Annotated in this window: 12 protein-coding genes and 1 pseudogene; 11 read left to right on the top strand and 2 right to left on the bottom strand. The window is 41.5% G+C overall.

The window, feature by feature from the left end:
- Positions 1-219 precede the first annotated feature (219 nt).
- Entirely contained in the window at positions 220-1,311 is a 1,092-nt protein-coding gene (locus ABR397_RS15005) for a PfkB family carbohydrate kinase (RefSeq protein WP_350306446.1), read from the top strand.
- On the top strand, positions 1,308-2,246 hold the full coding sequence (locus ABR397_RS15000) for a pseudouridine-5'-phosphate glycosidase (RefSeq protein ID WP_350306445.1): 939 nt from the start codon (positions 1,308-1,310) through the stop codon (positions 2,244-2,246). The genes ABR397_RS15005 and ABR397_RS15000 overlap by 4 nt, the downstream gene beginning before the upstream one ends.
- Before the next feature lie 117 nt (positions 2,247-2,363).
- Here the strand turns inward: ABR397_RS15000 and uvrA are convergent, their stop codons facing one another.
- Positions 2,364-5,198 carry an excinuclease ABC subunit UvrA gene (gene uvrA, locus ABR397_RS14995; RefSeq protein WP_350306444.1) on the bottom strand — a complete coding sequence of 945 codons (2,835 nt, stop codon included), beginning with the start codon at positions 5,196-5,198 and terminating at the stop codon, positions 2,364-2,366.
- A gap of 233 nt (positions 5,199-5,431) precedes the next feature.
- On the opposite strand from uvrA, the gene ABR397_RS14990 reads away from it, so the two are divergent.
- From ABR397_RS14990 to ABR397_RS14980, 3 genes and pseudogenes are all read left to right on the top strand, one after another.
- Positions 5,432-5,968: a single-stranded DNA-binding protein gene (locus ABR397_RS14990; RefSeq protein WP_350306443.1), complete on the top strand. Its 537-nt coding sequence runs from the start codon at positions 5,432-5,434 to the stop codon at positions 5,966-5,968.
- Positions 5,969-6,426: 458 nt separating this feature from the next.
- Positions 6,427-6,599 (top strand): annotated as a pseudogene (locus tag ABR397_RS14985) (IS30 family transposase); the annotation flags it as partial.
- A 276-nt stretch (positions 6,600-6,875) separates the two neighbouring features.
- Positions 6,876-7,439, top strand: coding sequence for a hypothetical protein (locus ABR397_RS14980; protein WP_350306442.1), 564 nt, complete (start codon positions 6,876-6,878; stop codon positions 7,437-7,439).
- Positions 7,440-7,702: 263 nt separating this feature from the next.
- Here ABR397_RS14980 and iclR read toward each other — a convergent pair whose 3' ends face one another.
- Positions 7,703-8,533: a glyoxylate bypass operon transcriptional repressor IclR gene (gene iclR, locus ABR397_RS14975; RefSeq protein ID WP_350306441.1), complete on the bottom strand. Its 831-nt coding sequence runs from the start codon at positions 8,531-8,533 to the stop codon at positions 7,703-7,705.
- 902 nt (positions 8,534-9,435) lie between these two features.
- Here iclR and ABR397_RS14970 point away from each other — a divergent pair.
- The 6 genes from ABR397_RS14970 (at position 9,436) to ABR397_RS14945 (ending at position 16,356) form a co-directional block, all read left to right on the top strand.
- Positions 9,436-10,260: an alpha/beta fold hydrolase gene (locus tag ABR397_RS14970; RefSeq protein ID WP_350306440.1), complete on the top strand. Its 825-nt coding sequence runs from the start codon at positions 9,436-9,438 to the stop codon at positions 10,258-10,260.
- A complete protein-coding gene (locus ABR397_RS14965; RefSeq protein ID WP_350306439.1) occupies positions 10,253-10,636 on the top strand; it encodes a hypothetical protein in 384 nt (127 codons plus the stop codon). Before ABR397_RS14970 ends, ABR397_RS14965 begins: the two co-directional genes overlap by 8 nt.
- Positions 10,637-10,684: 48 nt before the next feature.
- Positions 10,685-11,581 (top strand): hypothetical protein, encoded by an 897-nt coding sequence (locus ABR397_RS14960; RefSeq protein WP_350306438.1) that lies wholly within the window; start codon positions 10,685-10,687, stop codon positions 11,579-11,581.
- A 50-nt stretch (positions 11,582-11,631) separates the two neighbouring features.
- The gene (locus tag ABR397_RS14955; protein WP_350306437.1) at positions 11,632-12,678 is read left to right on the top strand and encodes an acyl-CoA dehydrogenase; all 1,047 of its coding nucleotides are present in this window, start codon (positions 11,632-11,634) and stop codon (positions 12,676-12,678) included.
- Positions 12,679-12,767: 89 nt separating this feature from the next.
- On the top strand, positions 12,768-15,335 hold the full coding sequence (locus ABR397_RS14950; RefSeq protein ID WP_350306436.1) for an aminotransferase class III-fold pyridoxal phosphate-dependent enzyme: 2,568 nt from the start codon (positions 12,768-12,770) through the stop codon (positions 15,333-15,335).
- Positions 15,319-16,356 (top strand): DUF2156 domain-containing protein, encoded by a 1,038-nt coding sequence (locus ABR397_RS14945; protein WP_350306435.1) that lies wholly within the window; start codon positions 15,319-15,321, stop codon positions 16,354-16,356. The genes ABR397_RS14950 and ABR397_RS14945 overlap by 17 nt, the downstream gene beginning before the upstream one ends.
- The last annotated feature ends 74 nt before the right edge of the window (positions 16,357-16,430 follow it).

The raw sequence follows: 16,430 nt of genomic DNA, 5'->3' as shown, positions 1-16,430 counted from the left end.
TTCCAGAATGAGAGGCTGATTCATTATCAATATATTGGAATAAACTTTTTTCGGCAGGGTTTAACTTGATGGCAATCACATAAAACAGGGTTAAAACTCGGCAATCCATTCTTACGATCGTTCTCCCAACTTTATCATAAAACTAAAAAATCCCTCTTTACTGTTTTACATTTCGCACATAAAACAAACGTATGTTTAAAAACAAACAAGTGCTCAAAAATGACGAACCGGGAAAAACAAATATTGCAACTTCTGAGACAAGATCCATTAATTCCACAGCAGGAAATTGCCGATATTTTAGGTATAAGTCGCTCTGGTGTTGCTGGTCATATTATGAATTTAATGAATAAGGGATATATAAAAGGGAAAGGTTATATTTTATCTGATCATAATTATGTGGTGGCAGTTGGTTCTATTAATATGGATGTTTACGGTTATGCATCGGATAAACTTATTTATCAAGATTCTAACCCAGGGAAAATAAAATGTACCCCTGGTGGTGTAGGCAGAAATATTGCTCAAAATATCGCGTTATTAGGTAAAGAATGTCATCTTATTTCTGTTGTTGGCGATGATTTCTATGGTAACACTTTACTGGATCAGGCCAGATGCGCAGGTGTTAATATTGACTACTGCTATAAGCTTTATGGTGAAAATACCTCGACATATGTCTCCTTATTAGATGGCGGTGGTGAGATGTTGGTTGCCATCAATGACATGCATATTTTGGAAAAATTGACGCCATCGTTGTTAGCGAATCATTATGATCTTATTCAACATGCAGGCGTACTGGTTATTGATTGCAATTTATCCGAAGAAGCTTTGGTTTGGCTGTTGACTAATGCCGGAACAGTGCCGGTATTTGTGGATACAGTATCCGCATTTAAAGCACCTAAGATTAAAAACTGGCTTTCCTATATCCACACCTTAAAACCTAATTGTCTGGAGGCGGAAGCGCTTAGTGGAATGAAAATTACCCAACCTACCGATGTTCCGGCAGTGGCGCGGTGGTTTCACGATCAAGGTGTGCAGCGGTTAGTACTCAGCATGGGTGTAGAGGGGGTCTACTTTAGTGAAAGTAATGGTGTGGCAGGGTGGTTACTTCCCATCAGTATCAAGATTGTCAATGTAACAGGTGCCGGAGATGCCATGATGGCCGGATTGGTGAACTGCTGGTTAGAAGATATGACGCTGGCAGAGAGTGTCCGTTTTGCTCAAGGGTGTTCCGCGCTCACGCTCTCTTGTGAATTGACCAATAACCCAAATCTGTCAAATGGCAGTGTCCAAAAATTGTTGGAATTACAATTATGAAAAATCATGCTAGTAGCAATAAATATTTGGATATTTCCCCGGAAGTTACAGAGGCTTTAGAGAATAACCGACCGGTTGTGGCGTTAGAATCGACCATTATTGCTCATGGAATGCCTTACCCGCAAAATGTAAAGACTGCGCTACAAGTTGAGCAGAAAATCAGGGAAAATGGTGCTGTTCCTGCAACAATTGCTGTTATCAATGGGATGATGAAAGCAGGTCTGTCGCATGAAGAAATGGAGTTTTTGGCTAGAAAAGGTGATGAAATAACTAAAGTCAGCCGTCGTGATTTACCCTTTGTTATCGCGGCTGGAAAAAATGGCGCGACGACGGTGGCTTCTACCATGATTATTGCGGCAATGGCCGGGATTAGAATCTTCGCTACCGGCGGTATTGGCGGTGTGCACCGTGGGGCGGAACAGACTTTTGATATTTCTGCCGATTTACCAGAATTAGCGAAAACCAGTGTTGCGGTAGTCTGTGCTGGCGCTAAATCTATTTTGGATCTTGGCCTGACAACAGAATATCTTGAAACTCACGGTGTGCCACTGATTGGCTATCAGACTCATGCTTTACCGGCGTTTTTCTGTCGTACCAGCCCATTCCCCGTCAATATTCGTCTGGATTCTCCAGAACAGATAGCTCAAGCGATGGCAGCAAAATGGGAGACTGGACTACAGGGCGGTTTGGTAGTTGCCAATCCGATCCCTGAGCCATACGCCATGCCGGAAGCGGAGATCAATGTTGCTATCGAACAGGCAGTACGCGAATCTATAGAACAGAGAGTAAATGGAAAAGCGTGTACGCCGTTTTTGTTAGCTAGAGTCTCTGAGTTAACCGGGGGCAATAGCCTATCTTCCAATATTCAGTTAGTGCTCAATAACGCTGAACTGGCAGCGAAAATTGCTTGTTGTTATTGGCAAAGCCGTGGGTAAAACAACTGAGTTATAGCTTTGAGTCTTATCTTCAAGTGAGTTAATAAAGGAGATCTGTCTCAACGGCTTGAACAATCATTACAGAAAAAAGGGGCTTAAATCGCCCCTATTTGCCGATTATGCTTCTTTTTTCAATATAGGTTTCAAGAAACGTGCGGTATGTGATTTTTCACATTCCGCGACTTCTTCTGGCGTACCAGAAATCAGAACCTCACCGCCACCGCTTCCTCCTTCAGGACCAAGATCCACAATCCAGTCAGCGGTTTTAATCACATCAAGATTATGCTCAATAACCACAATGGTATTTCCTTGATCGCGTAGCTGATGCAAAACCGCCAATAATTGCTGAATATCAGCAAAATGCAGACCAGTTGTTGGTTCATCAAGAATATATAACGTCTGCCCAGTTCCACGTTTAGATAGCTCACGCGCCAGTTTTACCCGTTGTGCTTCACCACCTGACAACGTCGTTGCTGATTGCCCCAAACGGATATAAGAAAGACCGACATCTATCAGTGTTTGCAATTTGCGGGCCAGAGCAGGAACAGCATCAAAGAATTCACGGGCTTCTTCGATCGTCATATTCAGGACTTCATTGATATTCTTGCCTTTATATTTTACTTCCAGTGTTTCGCGGTTATAACGCTTACCTTTACACTGATCGCAGGGGACATAAATATCAGGCAAAAAGTGCATTTCTACTTTAATAACGCCATCACCCTGACAAGCTTCACAGCGTCCACCTTTAACGTTAAAGCTGAATCGTCCAGGTGTATAACCACGGGCGCGGGATTCAGGTACGCCTGCAAACAACTCACGGACTGGCGTGAATACACCAGTGTAAGTTGCGGGGTTAGAGCGGGGAGTTCGGCCAATCGGACTCTGGTCAATATCAATTACTTTATCGAAATGCTCCAGTCCTTGAATATCAATATAAGGCGCAGGATTGATATTGGTCGCGCCATTTAATTGGCGTTGTGCAATGGGGAACAGCGTATCATTTATTAGCGTCGATTTACCGGAGCCGGAGACCCCGGTAATACAAGTAAATAATCCGACCGGTAGGCTGAACGTCACATTTTTCAGGTTATTACCTTTCGCTCCGATCAGTTTCAGCACCTTTTTCGGATCTGCCGAGATACGCTTCTCTGGGATGGCAATTTCACGCTTTCCACTCAGGAATTGACCTGTTAGTGAATCTTTGCTCACCATAATGTCTTTAACTGAGCCTTCCGCGACGATTTCACCGCCATGTACACCTGCACCGGGGCCAATATCAATAATATGGTCGGCAGCGCGGATTGCATCCTCATCATGCTCAACCACAATCACAGTATTCCCCAGATTTCGCAAGTGGATCAGCGTTTCCAGCAGACGTTCATTATCCCGCTGATGTAACCCAATAGACGGTTCATCAAGTACATACATTACTCCCACCAAACCTGCGCCAATCTGGCTGGCAAGACGTATACGTTGAGCTTCGCCACCGGACAGTGTTTCGGCGGAACGGGAGAGCGTTAAATAATTCAGACCCACATTAACCAAAAATTTCAGACGGTCACGGATCTCTTTCAATACTTTTTCGGCAATTTGTGCGCGCTGACCACTGAGCTTGATATTTTGGAAGAAGTCCATTGCATGGCCGATGCTAAAATCTGAGATTTCCGGCAAAGTTGTATTCTCAATAAATACATAACGGGCTTCTTTGCGTAAACGGGTTCCGTGACAGGAAATACATGAGCGGTTGCTGATATATTTCGCCAGTTCCTCACGAACGGCAGTAGATTCTGTCTCTTTATAGCGGCGTTCCATATTATGCAGTACACCCTCAAACGGATGGTTGCGCACCGTGGTATCGCCACGGTCATTGGTGTATTTAAATTCAATGGATTGTTTACCGGAACCATATAACACCACTTTCTGAATACTGGCACTCAGAGAATTGAAAGGTGCTTCAATATCAAATTTATAATAGTTTGCCAATGAACACAGCATCTGGAAATAATAAAAATTACGGCGATCCCAACCCCGAATTGCCCCCCCTGCCAGAGAGATATCACCGTTCTGGATGACTCTGTCAGGATCAAAAAATTGCTGAATGCCTAAACCATCACAAGTTGGGCAGGCACCCGCTGGGTTGTTAAAAGAGAACAGGCGAGGTTCCAGCTCACTCATGCTATAGCCACATGCAGGACACGCGAAGTTAGCGGAGAAAATCAGTTCTTCAGCCTTATTGTCATCCATATCGGCGACAATGGCTGTGCCGCCTGAAAGCTCTAGCGCTGTTTCAAAAGATTCAGCCAGACGTTGGGCCAGATCGGTGCGAACTTTAAAGCGATCAATAACCACCTCAATGGTATGTTTTTTCTGTAATTCCAGTTTTGGGGGATCGGACAGATCACAGACTTCACCATCAATGCGTGCGCGGATATAGCCTTGGGCCGCCAGATTATCCAGCAGCTTAGAGTGTTCCCCTTTGCGCTCTTTGACGATTGGCGCCAGCAACATCAGGCGATTCCCTTCCGGCAGCGCCAGAACATTATCTACCATCTGGCTGACAGTCTGTGCTGCAAGTGGAACATCGTGATCAGGACAACGTGGTTCACCTACACGGGCAAACAGCAAACGCAGATAATCATGAATTTCAGTAATTGTTCCCACGGTTGAACGTGGGTTATGGGAAGTGGATTTTTGTTCAATGGAAATAGCCGGGGAAAGCCCTTCGATATGATCAACATCTGGTTTCTCCATCAGTGACAAAAACTGGCGCGCATAAGCTGAAAGCGATTCAACATAGCGACGCTGCCCTTCTGCATAAAGTGTATCGAATGCCAGAGAAGACTTACCTGAACCGGACAAACCCGTGATAACTATCAGCTTGTCTCGGGGAATTATCAGATTGATATTTTTGAGATTATGGGTGCGTGCGCCCCGAACTTCGATGTTATCCATGAACCATTTCCCAGATTATTCGTACGTGCATAACTAATAATAAGTGCGTTATTATTACACAGAGTTGACTGATTAGATATACAGTAGTTAAGTGAAATAATGCAATAAGTACATATAAAGTACGGTGAGCTTCGCAAAGTCCGTTCTAATGTGGTTGTGTTTCATTTTTAGCATCGCATGTTAAACTGCATTGCTTATAATTGTAGAAATTCATTTCATCAGGAGTATTCCCAATGGCCAGCAGAGGCGTAAACAAAGTTATTTTAATCGGCAACCTGGGGCAGGACCCAGAAGTCCGCTATATGCCAAACGGTGGCGCAGTGACTAACATTACTCTGGCGACTTCTGAAAGCTGGCGCGATAAACAGACCGGTGAGATGAAAGAAAAGACTGAATGGCACCGGGTTGTTTTATTCGGCAAACTGGCGGAAGTCGCGGGTGAATACCTGCGTAAAGGTTCACAGGTTTATATCGAAGGCGCTCTGCAAACCCGTAAATGGCAGGATCAGAACGGCCAGGATCGTTACACCACTGAAGTGGTGGTAAACATGGGTGGTACCATGCAAATGCTGGGTGGGCGTGCGAGCGGCTTCCAGGATAATCAATCACAAGGCAGTAGCTGGGGACAACCACAGCAGCCACAATCACAATCACAACCACAACAATCTCAACAGTTCAGCGGTGGCGGTACCGCTTCCCGTCCGGCTCAGTCCTTTGCTCCACAAAACAATGAGCCGCCAATGGATTTTGATGATGACATTCCGTTCTAGGTTCGATATTTTTTTATAAAACAAGTAGTTATCTCGAATCATCGTGATAATCATAGGCTGTTGGAGTGCCTATTGCAAGCCTGACTAATCCTTACCCAGTAATGGGTTTGAACCTCGAGAGAGGGAGGAGTGCAGCATGTCAGGAAAAGGCTGGTTGCGGGGGAAATAACCTACTTTGCGCCAGCCATTGCAAGCTCCATATGATTAAGCCTGATTGCTTGAATCATAGTTCATAGTGGGTTTCGGGATACCTTCAACTCACGGTTATTAAGGAACCATACCAATATTTATAGTGATTATGATTAGAAAATTGCTATATCCAACAATATACGAATGGGTTACTTAACCATGTGACTGGGATCTCTATCAGCTCAGGCACTGAGTTGAAAAAAGTAAGTACGGTTGTAGTACTAAGAAAGCCGTGAAAATAACACCGGAAACAAAAAACACAAATTTAATTTTCTCCCCCTTACTCGCCCTGGGAAAAAGGGATCAATGAGAATATCAATGAGTTAATCAGACAATACTTTCCAAAGGGAACCGATTAAATCATCCCCCCCGAAAAACTCGGGGTGATAAAACACCGAATGAGTTATTTAAGAAAATACAAACATGTTTACTTCCAGATTAACAATATTGCACTTATTATGTGAATCTACCATATATTTTTATTAAGGAAAGCATAATCGGAATGTAAATTAAAGTCATATATTTAGTGATTGCTTTGAGAAATAAAAATAGATCTGCTTGTTTTTTTGCATTCTATAATTTCATTGAATTTCGAAAACATGTTTTTTGTCACGGCTAATGATTAAAAAACAATGGATATTTTTGACTCTTAATTAAAAGTATTAAAATTTTCATATAATACATATATAACTTCATAGAAGTATTTAAGGAGATAATAATGGCTAGTGTAATTTTATACGGTGATAAAATTCATATTAAGAATAACTATCTTAATGGAAACGGTGGTTATCTGGATACTAATGGTTATGCAACCGTGCAAGGCGCAAAATATAATGTATACACGGCTGCTTCTCCGGCACGTGGTCCGGGTACGGGTACATGGGAAATTTTGTCTGCAAGCGGAAAAGGCATAGGCGAAGTGGTTTACAGTGGTGATATTGTGTTTCTTGTCAATCTTTACCAGAATAATGGGGGATATCTCGGTACTAATGGTTATGCACCGTCACCTGAGCTCTATAATGTTTATACGGCGGATAAAGTAGCACGTCCGGTTGAGACCCTAACATGGTATATTTTTTCAGATACAACCAATGGACATGATGGTAAAGTTCGTGAAGGCAATATTATCCGTTTTCTGAATGGTTATAATAGTGTACGTGGAGGATTTCTCGATATTTGTTTCAATGCTACTGCTTCTGGTGCAGTATATAATGTATATACTTCACTTCTTTCTAATCGAGGCAATGGGACAGGCACCTGGAATTTATCAAAAGCGATTTAATCAGGATAATACTCATTGATTAGTTTTTCATTAACTAATCATTCTATATATAAGAGTCCGGAAATATAATTATTTTCGGATTCTTTATCGCATTTTTCATTAATATTATTTCCAAACTGGTTAAATAATTTCGTTGTTATTCTATTATATTGCCAATAATATTTTCAGGGGGATGATAAATTAAGTTGAATTTATTGTTCTGAAAAGACAGGGCACGAAGAAATCAATGCCCTGAGAAGTATATGATAATTTAAGAAAAAGAGTTAACGAATTCCACCATATTCTTTACTAATCTCTTTTGCTGCATGAATAACCAAGGCGCCAAGTTCAGTGACGCGATCATCGGTGATCCGAGATACAGGGCCGGAAATAGAAATAGCAGCGAAGGCTTCGTGATGCTCATCATAAATACAAGCGGCAATACAGCGCAGACCCAAAGCATGTTCTTCATCATCGAATGAATACCCTTGTTTGCGTGCTTGTTCCAGATTTTCTTTTAAACCAGAAGGGGTTGTCTTGGTATGTTGCGTGTAAGTATGAAGCCCTTTTTTATGCAGTAACTGAACCCGTTGGTTATCTGATAGTGTTGAAAGGAATGCTTTTCCTGCCCCGGAAGCATGCATAGGCAATTTGCCGCCAATAGGTGCGGACATTCTCATCAGGGCATTACACTGCACCTGATCGACAATAACCGCTTCATATTCACTGTGATCAAGAATAGCCAGGTTGACAGTTTCACCGGAATCTTCCATCAAGCGGCGAAGGATAGGGTGAATAAGTGCCAATAGATTGCGGCTCTGTAAGAAACTGCTACCGACAATAAACGTGTGTGAACCGATAACCCACAACCCTAAATCGCCAACCTGACGAACAAAACCGTGCTGTTGCAAGGTGGTCAAAAGGCGGTGAGTGGTAGAGTTGGGTAATCCGGCTTGTTGTGCTAAATCAGTCAGCGCGATACCGCCGGGTGACTCGGAAATAGATTCCAAAAGATTAAGCCCACGACTTAATGACTGTACCTGCCCGTTAGCAGCAGCATTATTCGTCGTAATTTTAGTTCGTTTTGTTTTTTTACTGGTAACGGCAGTGCTCATCGAAATGTCCTCAGAATCATAAGATGGAATTCATTTTCATTCCCAATTATGGACGATAAACCTGGAAAACACTCATCCGATGTGTGGAGAATGTTATCTGTCATTCCTTACGTACTATGTATAGATCTGATTTCTGTGCGCTGCCTGTGTTCACTATTTATTTACAATAACGGCCTGCAACAGTAACGCCAAATAAGATAGTTTTTAATCCCGTAAAATTGATGGTTGTAATTAAAGCCAGTCAGAAAATAACATATCAGAATGACTGATTAATTTGATGAATTAAATAGTAGATAAATAATAATTTATTACCTTTAATAGTTTCATTGTGTAAGTGTTATTAATAGATAATGTAAGTAATTAATAGTTTGTTTTGGTAAAAATATTAAATTGATTTGGCAAAGATAATATAATGAAATAGTTTGCGAATATATTATTTAATTTTTACATAAATAAAGTCAATTTTACTTTATATATTTCCGCAATTAAATTCATTTATCTCGATTATTAATCGATTGTTTTTACATATAACCATATTCTCTGCGGGAGTTATTTTATATATTCATGGTTGATATTATTACTGCTTGGTAATTAATTTTGTTAATATATTTATGATATAATTCACTCTTGTAATTAAATCATATATAAAGTGTAAAATAATTCTTCCAGCAAATAATTTGGAAAATAATATATGCTTCTTGATTTATCGATAGCCTGTAACTAATAAAGTATAAGGGGCTTTTTATTGGGTAATAATAAATTTAAAAACCACCGATAGCCCGAAAAGGTAAATATAGATAAATGATTGATATTTATCGCCTTTAAAACACGAATTTTTTTGGCTGCTTTATCGCCGATGTCAGTCACCGGAGTGTGATGTAGTTAATGGGGACACTGTAGATATGAAAAATAATAATTTTAAAGTGGCTGGCAATTTTCTCTGTAATTATAAGGTTTATCAGGGAGATAGTAATGGCAGAGTTATTGTATTGTTACCCGCTATTGGTGTAGAAATCAGGAAATATGAAACTCTAATACAACAACTGGCAAAAGAGGGTTTTCAGGTTGTGACTGCTGATATGCCAGGTTATGGAGGCAACCAACCTAAACCCAGCAGGGAAAATGATTATAACTATTCCGATCTGCTACGGGATTATCTTCCCACAATGTTGGACAAGGCTATTCAATTAAATAGTAAGGAAATTCCTATTGTATTTGGTCACAGCCTTGGAGGGCATATTGCGACGCTTTTTGCCTGCTCAACTGACCGGCCTTTTTCTCTGTTTTGTGTGGCAACCGGGAGTGTGTGGTATAAGAATTGGCAAGGAATGGGGCGGATACAGATGATAAAGGCTGCTGTTATTTTTAACATTCTGACTGCGTTATATGGTTATCTCCCTGGGAAAAAGATTGGTTTTGGTATAAGAGAAGCTAAGGGGTTAATGCGGGACTGGTCCAAAACTGTCTGGACAGGGAATTATAACCATATCAGCGCTTATAAAGCTAAAAGGAATAAGAATTTATCCAAAGCGGTTTATATTTGTTTTAAAGAAGATAATTGGGCGCCATTAAAATCCGCCAAATCGTTAGCAAGTCTTATATCTAACGCAAAAGTTAGTGAAATAACCTCGTCTCTTAAGGGGAATCCTCATAGTGTCTGGATTAAACAGCCAGAAGAGATTATTGCGATCATGAAGAGAGAAATGATGGAGAATAGAAATGATTAATACATTGAAAATTCTGCGTTGGGAATTTCTGGGGTTGTTTTTTATCAGTTTATTTCTGACCTGGCAGCTTGATAGTTATATCAATTGGTGGCAATTTATTTTGTTATTCTTTATGATTGATATTATCGGCTATTACCCAGGACGGATCTGGAGCTTGCTGAATAAGAAAGAGGTTCCGCCACCTGTTTTTTATACTGTTTATAATATTTGCCACAATTTATTCACGCTTAGTATGATTACTTTGCTCTGGCTCTGGTTATTTCAGGATAATTACAGTGTTATTGCGTTATTTGTCCATATTTGCCTGGATCGAGGTGTACTGGGAAATTTTCCTAAATTATTTATTAATATATTTAAACAGCCAACCGTTCATTAAAATGAAGCATTACAGAGAAATAACTCTATCTGAATAGGAATTTATATCATGGACTTAATTAAACAGGCATCGGAAATAGAAATGCAGGCAAAGGATTGGGGATTGGATGAATGGTTTACTGAACAGGTAAAGGTTGAAAAAAGACAAAAAAACCATTACGCCAATGATCCTAAATTAACTTATTTACCGGGTGATTTGCGGGAATCTCTGATTAGGGAGCTTTCTTTTAAATCGATTTCAGAATATGAAGCGACTAAGGCATTACTGCTGCTTGCAGATAAGGCGCCTGACAATATCAACTTTGATTATATGCTAACCCAGATATTTGACGAAGGCAGACATGCCAAATTATTCAGGGAACATCTGGTTAGAATAGGTTTTGCGGATATCGACAACGTAGCTGGAAAAATGGAAAGCCTCTTATGGGGAAAAATGACCCATATGCTGGAAACATTGAGAACCTATTTTGACAAGTGGGTAGTATTGAAAAATGACTATATCGCAGGTGTGCTGATCATTACTGTGGTTCTGGAAGGGGTGCTGGCGCCAACTTCAGAACTCAGTGAAATCAAATGGCGTCCTTTTGATATTGTAGCCGCCAAGACTCAGGCCAGAGCTAACGCCGATGAATTAAGGCATCTGACCGTGTGTGCAAACATTGTCAAAAAAGCACTCGAAAATGACAGCTCTCTAAAGCAATCAGCTTTTGAGTGTATAGAAGAAGGATTGGCATTATGGGATCAGGTCTCGGTTGATGACCTGTTTGTGGAGCGTGAAATGTTCTATCAGCGGGGTATGCAGAGCAATTTGCGCTTTATTGAAGGCTATGAGTTGGCGCCTGGGATGTTGTTGTCCGATTCTACCGTGGAATCTCGCCTTGAGCTGTCTCATTCTTTGGTTGAACAGATGCAACAGTCCCGCCTTAAGTACATGGGTTTAGTGTAGATATCAGGCTTATTCAGTGGATTGTTTGAATAAGCAAAGGAGAGTTGAAAATGACAGATATTGTTGAAGAGCTCAGGAAAAACAGCGGGAAATATCAGCATTTAACGCCTGATAGGTTGAAGAGATTGTTATTGGATTCTGAAGCCGCTTCACAATGCCTACGCTTGGTGGCTCAATCCAGCATCGAGAGGCTTAATCAGGTGGGTAAGACTATTCGTGAAGTCTCTTCATGGCTTCCCTCTGTTGGTATTGCCTTAACTATGCATAATCATATTGTACTGGCTTGCAGTAAGTTTCCCGATTTATTCGAAGATAACAACACATTATTGAATGAAGTGATGACGTCAAAAGCGTTGGTTGCTTCTGCTTTTGCTGAGGGGCTGCCTGGAGCGAATATTTTTATGCCATCACTTAAAATGCATTCTAAAGGAGGAAAACTATTGGTTAATGGTTCGAAGAAACCCTGTTCTCTGTCTTCGATTGCGGATTATTACGTATTATCGGTTTGCGATACAGATAATAACAATGAAATGAGAGTCGCGTTGGTTTCTAAATCGGTGCAGAGTATTAAGGTTATTCCTTTCTGGCGGTTAGGGATTTTTACTGAAAGTGATAATCAAGAAGTCAAATTTTCGGATACTGAAATTTCATCAAAACGTCTTTCTCATTATAAGGGACTTGAGCAGCAAGCAGTTCTTTCCTACGGTTTATCACTATTTAATTATTTTGCCGCTAATACTTACTCTGGTGTTTTGGGTGGGCTTGCTCGTTTTATTCCTGAGAAAGTGGCAGAACAACAATCCATTAAATATCCCCTGACCCAAGCTAATTATAAGATTAATGTCATTCTCGATCAGATGCTGACGATAGCTTTCTATGCTAGTCAGGATGAAAACGCCGTCTATAAGATCCTCGCATTACGTTATACCTTGGAAAAGATCCTTGAAGAGACCGCCAATTTCATATTCCGATGTTGCGGTGGAATTAAGGTGATGACAACACCAGAAATTATGAGTTTCTATTCCACTGTACAGTTATTCAAATTTCATCCTGTAGGAGAATTCCAGATGATTAACCAAATAATGCAGCCAGCTTAATGATTTTTTAGATCACTTATTTATAACTCAAGAATTTTCCCATGCTGTTTACAGCATGACTTTGCGCACCTAAAAAAAGAGAGAGAACTATGTTTGTTAATCAATATCGTGAGAGTTTATTAAACTCTGTGGGCCTTGAACTGGATATTAAGTCTGCTGAAAATAACCGGCTTACATTATCGGATGGCCGGGTTGTTAAAGACTTTTTGGCTCAATATGGCGCATTGCCATTTGGGCATAATCCTGATTTCGCTATCACCGAAGTCAGCAAGTTCATTGAGAATAAAGAACCTATCTTCTTTCAGCCCAATATTCACAAAAAGGTACGGTTATTGGCTGAAATGCTGGCAGAACAAATAGATAAGGAGAAATACACCCACTGTACTTTTACTAACAGTGGTGCTGAGACGGTAGAAGCGGCAATTAAATTTGCACGCTTGGTAACTGGCAGAAAAAGTATTTTGAGCCTGAATCGCAGTTTCCACGGTAAAACCTACTCGGCATTATCCGCTACAGGATCAAATCGGTTTAAAGCTGATTTTATTTACGATGATAAGCTGTATGAACATGTTGATAGCGAAAACCTGGATGAAATAAAAATAAAGCTGGAAAGCCGGGAATTTGCCGCATTTATCATTGAACCGGTACAGGGAGAAGGTGGAATGAAAGTGATTCCATCGGATACGCTCTCCAGTATTTTGCAACTGTGTAAGGCTAATGGCACATTGTCAGTATTTGATGAAGTTCAGACTGGCATCGGCAGGTTGGGGGCATTCTGTGCGGCCACGCTCTACTCCCTGAAACCGGATGTGCTCCTGTTTTCTAAGGCGTTGGGTGCGGGTATCTCGCCTATTGGCGCGATGTTGTATTCAGATGAACTTTATGTTTCCGAGTTCGATAAGAAACACAGTTCCACGTTTGCCAATAATGTTCTGGCAGCAACAATGGGGATTGCCGTCATCCAGCATCTGACGAAAAATAATGGTAAGGCGTTAACGCATGTTCAGGAAGTCAGCAGTTATGTTGATGAATGTCTTGAACAATTGTCTGCTAAATACCCGGAGCTTTTTTACTGGCAAGGCGCTGGCTTGATGCGGGGTCTTGAAATACAGGACAGTAAAGCTGTTTCCAACATATTTATCAATTTTAGCCAACGAAGCGGCGGCCTAGCTTACATTATTTGTAGTTTCTTATTGAAACACTATGGCATTTTCACCATGCCATTGATGTCCCGCCCTTGTTCTGTACGTTTTGAGCCGCCGCTTAACGTTGCCAAAGAAGATATTAAAGCGTTTTTCACGGCTTTTGATGAGGTCTGTAAACTGGTCCAGAATGGACGGTATGACATTCTGTTTTCACACTTGATAGACCTATCTGTTGCGGATCTCCCGCCACCATCGGTCAGTTATCCAATTTCAAGAAACAGCAATGTTGCCCAGATTAAAACACCTGTGCCGCAATTGATTGAAGGTAAGAAATTCGCTTTCCTGATTCATACCACTTCGGTCAATGAGCTTGCGCATTCCTATTGTCTGTCAATAAAGGAGAATTATACACCGGAGCAACAGAAACAGCTCGGTAACTGGATCACGGAAGTTTCTGCGATTGATTTCAATCCTGATATCGCGGTTGAGTTTGGTGTCGAAAGCTCAACGGCATACGCTAACGGTATGCTTCTTTTCTCACCTATCAGCCCCGAAGATATGATGGCATTGTCAGTGAAAGAACGGACGGTGTTGATGAAGGAATATTTTGATATAGCAGAGAAAAATGGCGCTGAAATAGTCGGATTAGGCGCTTATACATCAGTGATTACTGATGGTGGTAACAGCTTGGTGAATAATCGGCAGGGCCGGATAGTGACTAACGGCAATTCTCTGACGGCAATGGCGGTGGTTGAAGGTATTCGTTCAATGTTGGCTGAAAATGCGTCCCGGCAAACGTTGGCGGTCGTGGGAGCCAGAGGTTCTGTAGGCAGGCTTTCTGTTACCGGTTTAGCCCATAACTTTGGCCGGATTATCCTGGTTAGCCGACCCAATAAAGCACGCATTTTGCTTTCTGAACTGACCAAGGCGCTTCTCTCCACGGTGTTAAAAACTCACGATATTATCCAGCCGGATTCTGTCATGGATAAGATGAGAAAATGGCTTTTTAAACAAAATCCCGGTGTCACCGATGCCCGTCTGTTGCATCAGCAAGTTCTTGAAGTCATTGGCACCTTTGGTTTAGAAGCGATAGAGAGTTATGAACAATCTTTGAGTCAGGCAGACTTTATCGTCTCAGCAACCAGTGAAGGCAAGCCTTTCTTGAATACGCGTTACTTGAAAGATTCCACCATTGTTTTTGATGCGGCCAGACCATTCGATTTCATTCGTGACGGTAACCATCACGTTTATGAAGGTGGTTTGGTCTATCAGCCTGAGAAAGTCACTTACAGCGATTGCAATCTGATCGATGTCCCGGCAGGGGTCAATCTGGCGTGCTTGTCGGAAACCATTGCTGTGGCGCTTGAGCAGGTGAGTGTTCATCAAAGCATCGGCAAGTCTATTGATTACAATGACGCATTAGCCATCCGGGATATCGCCAGGAAGCATGGGTTCATCCCGGTCCAGTATGCCCCGAAGAATCAAGGTGAACGTTATGAGTATGTTGCCTGATGTTCCCCAGGTTATTACCACCGGGAACGCTCAGGATGTTCTTGGCGACAGTCATCTTAGAAAAGTGCTTTGCTATGCAAAGCACCCGTTGAGTAGTCTGTTGTTCAATAGTGAAACACAGTGGTTTACGAATCAGAAGGGAGCGATGGGTTTCTTCCAGGACAAAAACCTGCATATGTGTGTGGGTGGCATCTTGGCGCCTGACGAAGAACGCGCTGCACTTTTGCAGTTATTTCTCAATTTCATCAGAGAAAAACGGGCTTTCCCAGTTTTCTTGCACGGTGATGAGAGTGACTTTGTGTTGTTGAAGAATAATGGCTTTTCTGTGAACCAGCTTGGGGCCAGTTATTCACTAAGCCTTAATGGATATAGCATGACAGGCAAGCGGTTTCAGCAGCTTAGAAATAAAATCAGCAAATCCAGAAGGGCAGGAATTTCTGTTCGAGAGATAAGCTCGCAAGAGGAATATTATCGGCTTAAACCACAACTAGAACAGATTAATCAGCTTTGGTTGAAAGAAAAACATGCGAAAGCCCTGAAAAAGCTGGTGATTGATTTCAACACCGTGGAAGTGAATTCAGGTGAGCACAGAGTCTATATTGCAACTCGGGGAGAACAGATTCAGGCATATATCGTCTACAGTTACACTTGGGGGGAAACATCGGGGTGGTTTCATAATCTATCCCGAAAGAAACCAGACATACCCGACGGCACTATGCAGTTTATTAATGAAACCGCGATTAATGACTTCCTGGAAGAGGGAACAGTTTCCTACCTTCATTTAGGTTTCACCCCATTGGTGGAGTTTGGTGAGGAGAGGAACTTCAATGATTCGGCAATCTTTCATAAAGTTGCCAAATGGTTGTCATCAAAAGGCGGCATTGTTTATCCTGCCGCTTCGCAACGTCAATATAAAATGAGCTGGCGGCCGTCGTTAATTGAACCGGAATATATCGCTTTCCCCAAAGGAAAGGCCATGAAAGCATTATGGTCAACATTGCGGACGACCAATAGTATTTGATGTTATAAGAAGTTTTCTTTTAATGTTGGGTAACAGGTGATCAATGATGTGGCTAAAAATACTGAGCTGATCAC

This window comes from Photorhabdus viridis, assembly GCF_040256935.1.
Taxonomy (GTDB): domain Bacteria; phylum Pseudomonadota; class Gammaproteobacteria; order Enterobacterales; family Enterobacteriaceae; genus Photorhabdus; species Photorhabdus viridis.
This window is presented reverse-complemented; position numbering and strand designations above follow the sequence as displayed.

Excerpts from the sequence above, each read along its gene's own strand:
- ABR397_RS14965 (WP_350306439.1), top strand. The coding sequence starts at position 10,253 with ATGATTAATACATTGAAAATTCTGCGTTGGGAATTTCTGGGGTTGTTT.
- iclR (WP_350306441.1), bottom strand. The coding sequence starts at position 8,533 with ATGAGCACTGCCGTTACCAGTAAAAAAACAAAACGAACTAAAATTACG.
- ABR397_RS14950 (WP_350306436.1), top strand. The coding sequence starts at position 12,768 with ATGTTTGTTAATCAATATCGTGAGAGTTTATTAAACTCTGTGGGCCTT.
- ABR397_RS14945 (WP_350306435.1), top strand. The coding sequence starts at position 15,319 with ATGAGTATGTTGCCTGATGTTCCCCAGGTTATTACCACCGGGAACGCT.
- ABR397_RS14990 (WP_350306443.1), top strand. The coding sequence starts at position 5,432 with ATGGCCAGCAGAGGCGTAAACAAAGTTATTTTAATCGGCAACCTGGGG.
- ABR397_RS14960 (WP_350306438.1), top strand. The coding sequence starts at position 10,685 with ATGGACTTAATTAAACAGGCATCGGAAATAGAAATGCAGGCAAAGGAT.
- ABR397_RS14970 (WP_350306440.1), top strand. The coding sequence starts at position 9,436 with ATGAAAAATAATAATTTTAAAGTGGCTGGCAATTTTCTCTGTAATTAT.
- ABR397_RS14955 (WP_350306437.1), top strand. The coding sequence starts at position 11,632 with ATGACAGATATTGTTGAAGAGCTCAGGAAAAACAGCGGGAAATATCAG.
- ABR397_RS15000 (WP_350306445.1), top strand. The coding sequence starts at position 1,308 with ATGAAAAATCATGCTAGTAGCAATAAATATTTGGATATTTCCCCGGAA.
- uvrA (WP_350306444.1), bottom strand. The coding sequence starts at position 5,198 with ATGGATAACATCGAAGTTCGGGGCGCACGCACCCATAATCTCAAAAAT.
- ABR397_RS15005 (WP_350306446.1), top strand. The coding sequence starts at position 220 with ATGACGAACCGGGAAAAACAAATATTGCAACTTCTGAGACAAGATCCA.
- ABR397_RS14980 (WP_350306442.1), top strand. The coding sequence starts at position 6,876 with ATGGCTAGTGTAATTTTATACGGTGATAAAATTCATATTAAGAATAAC.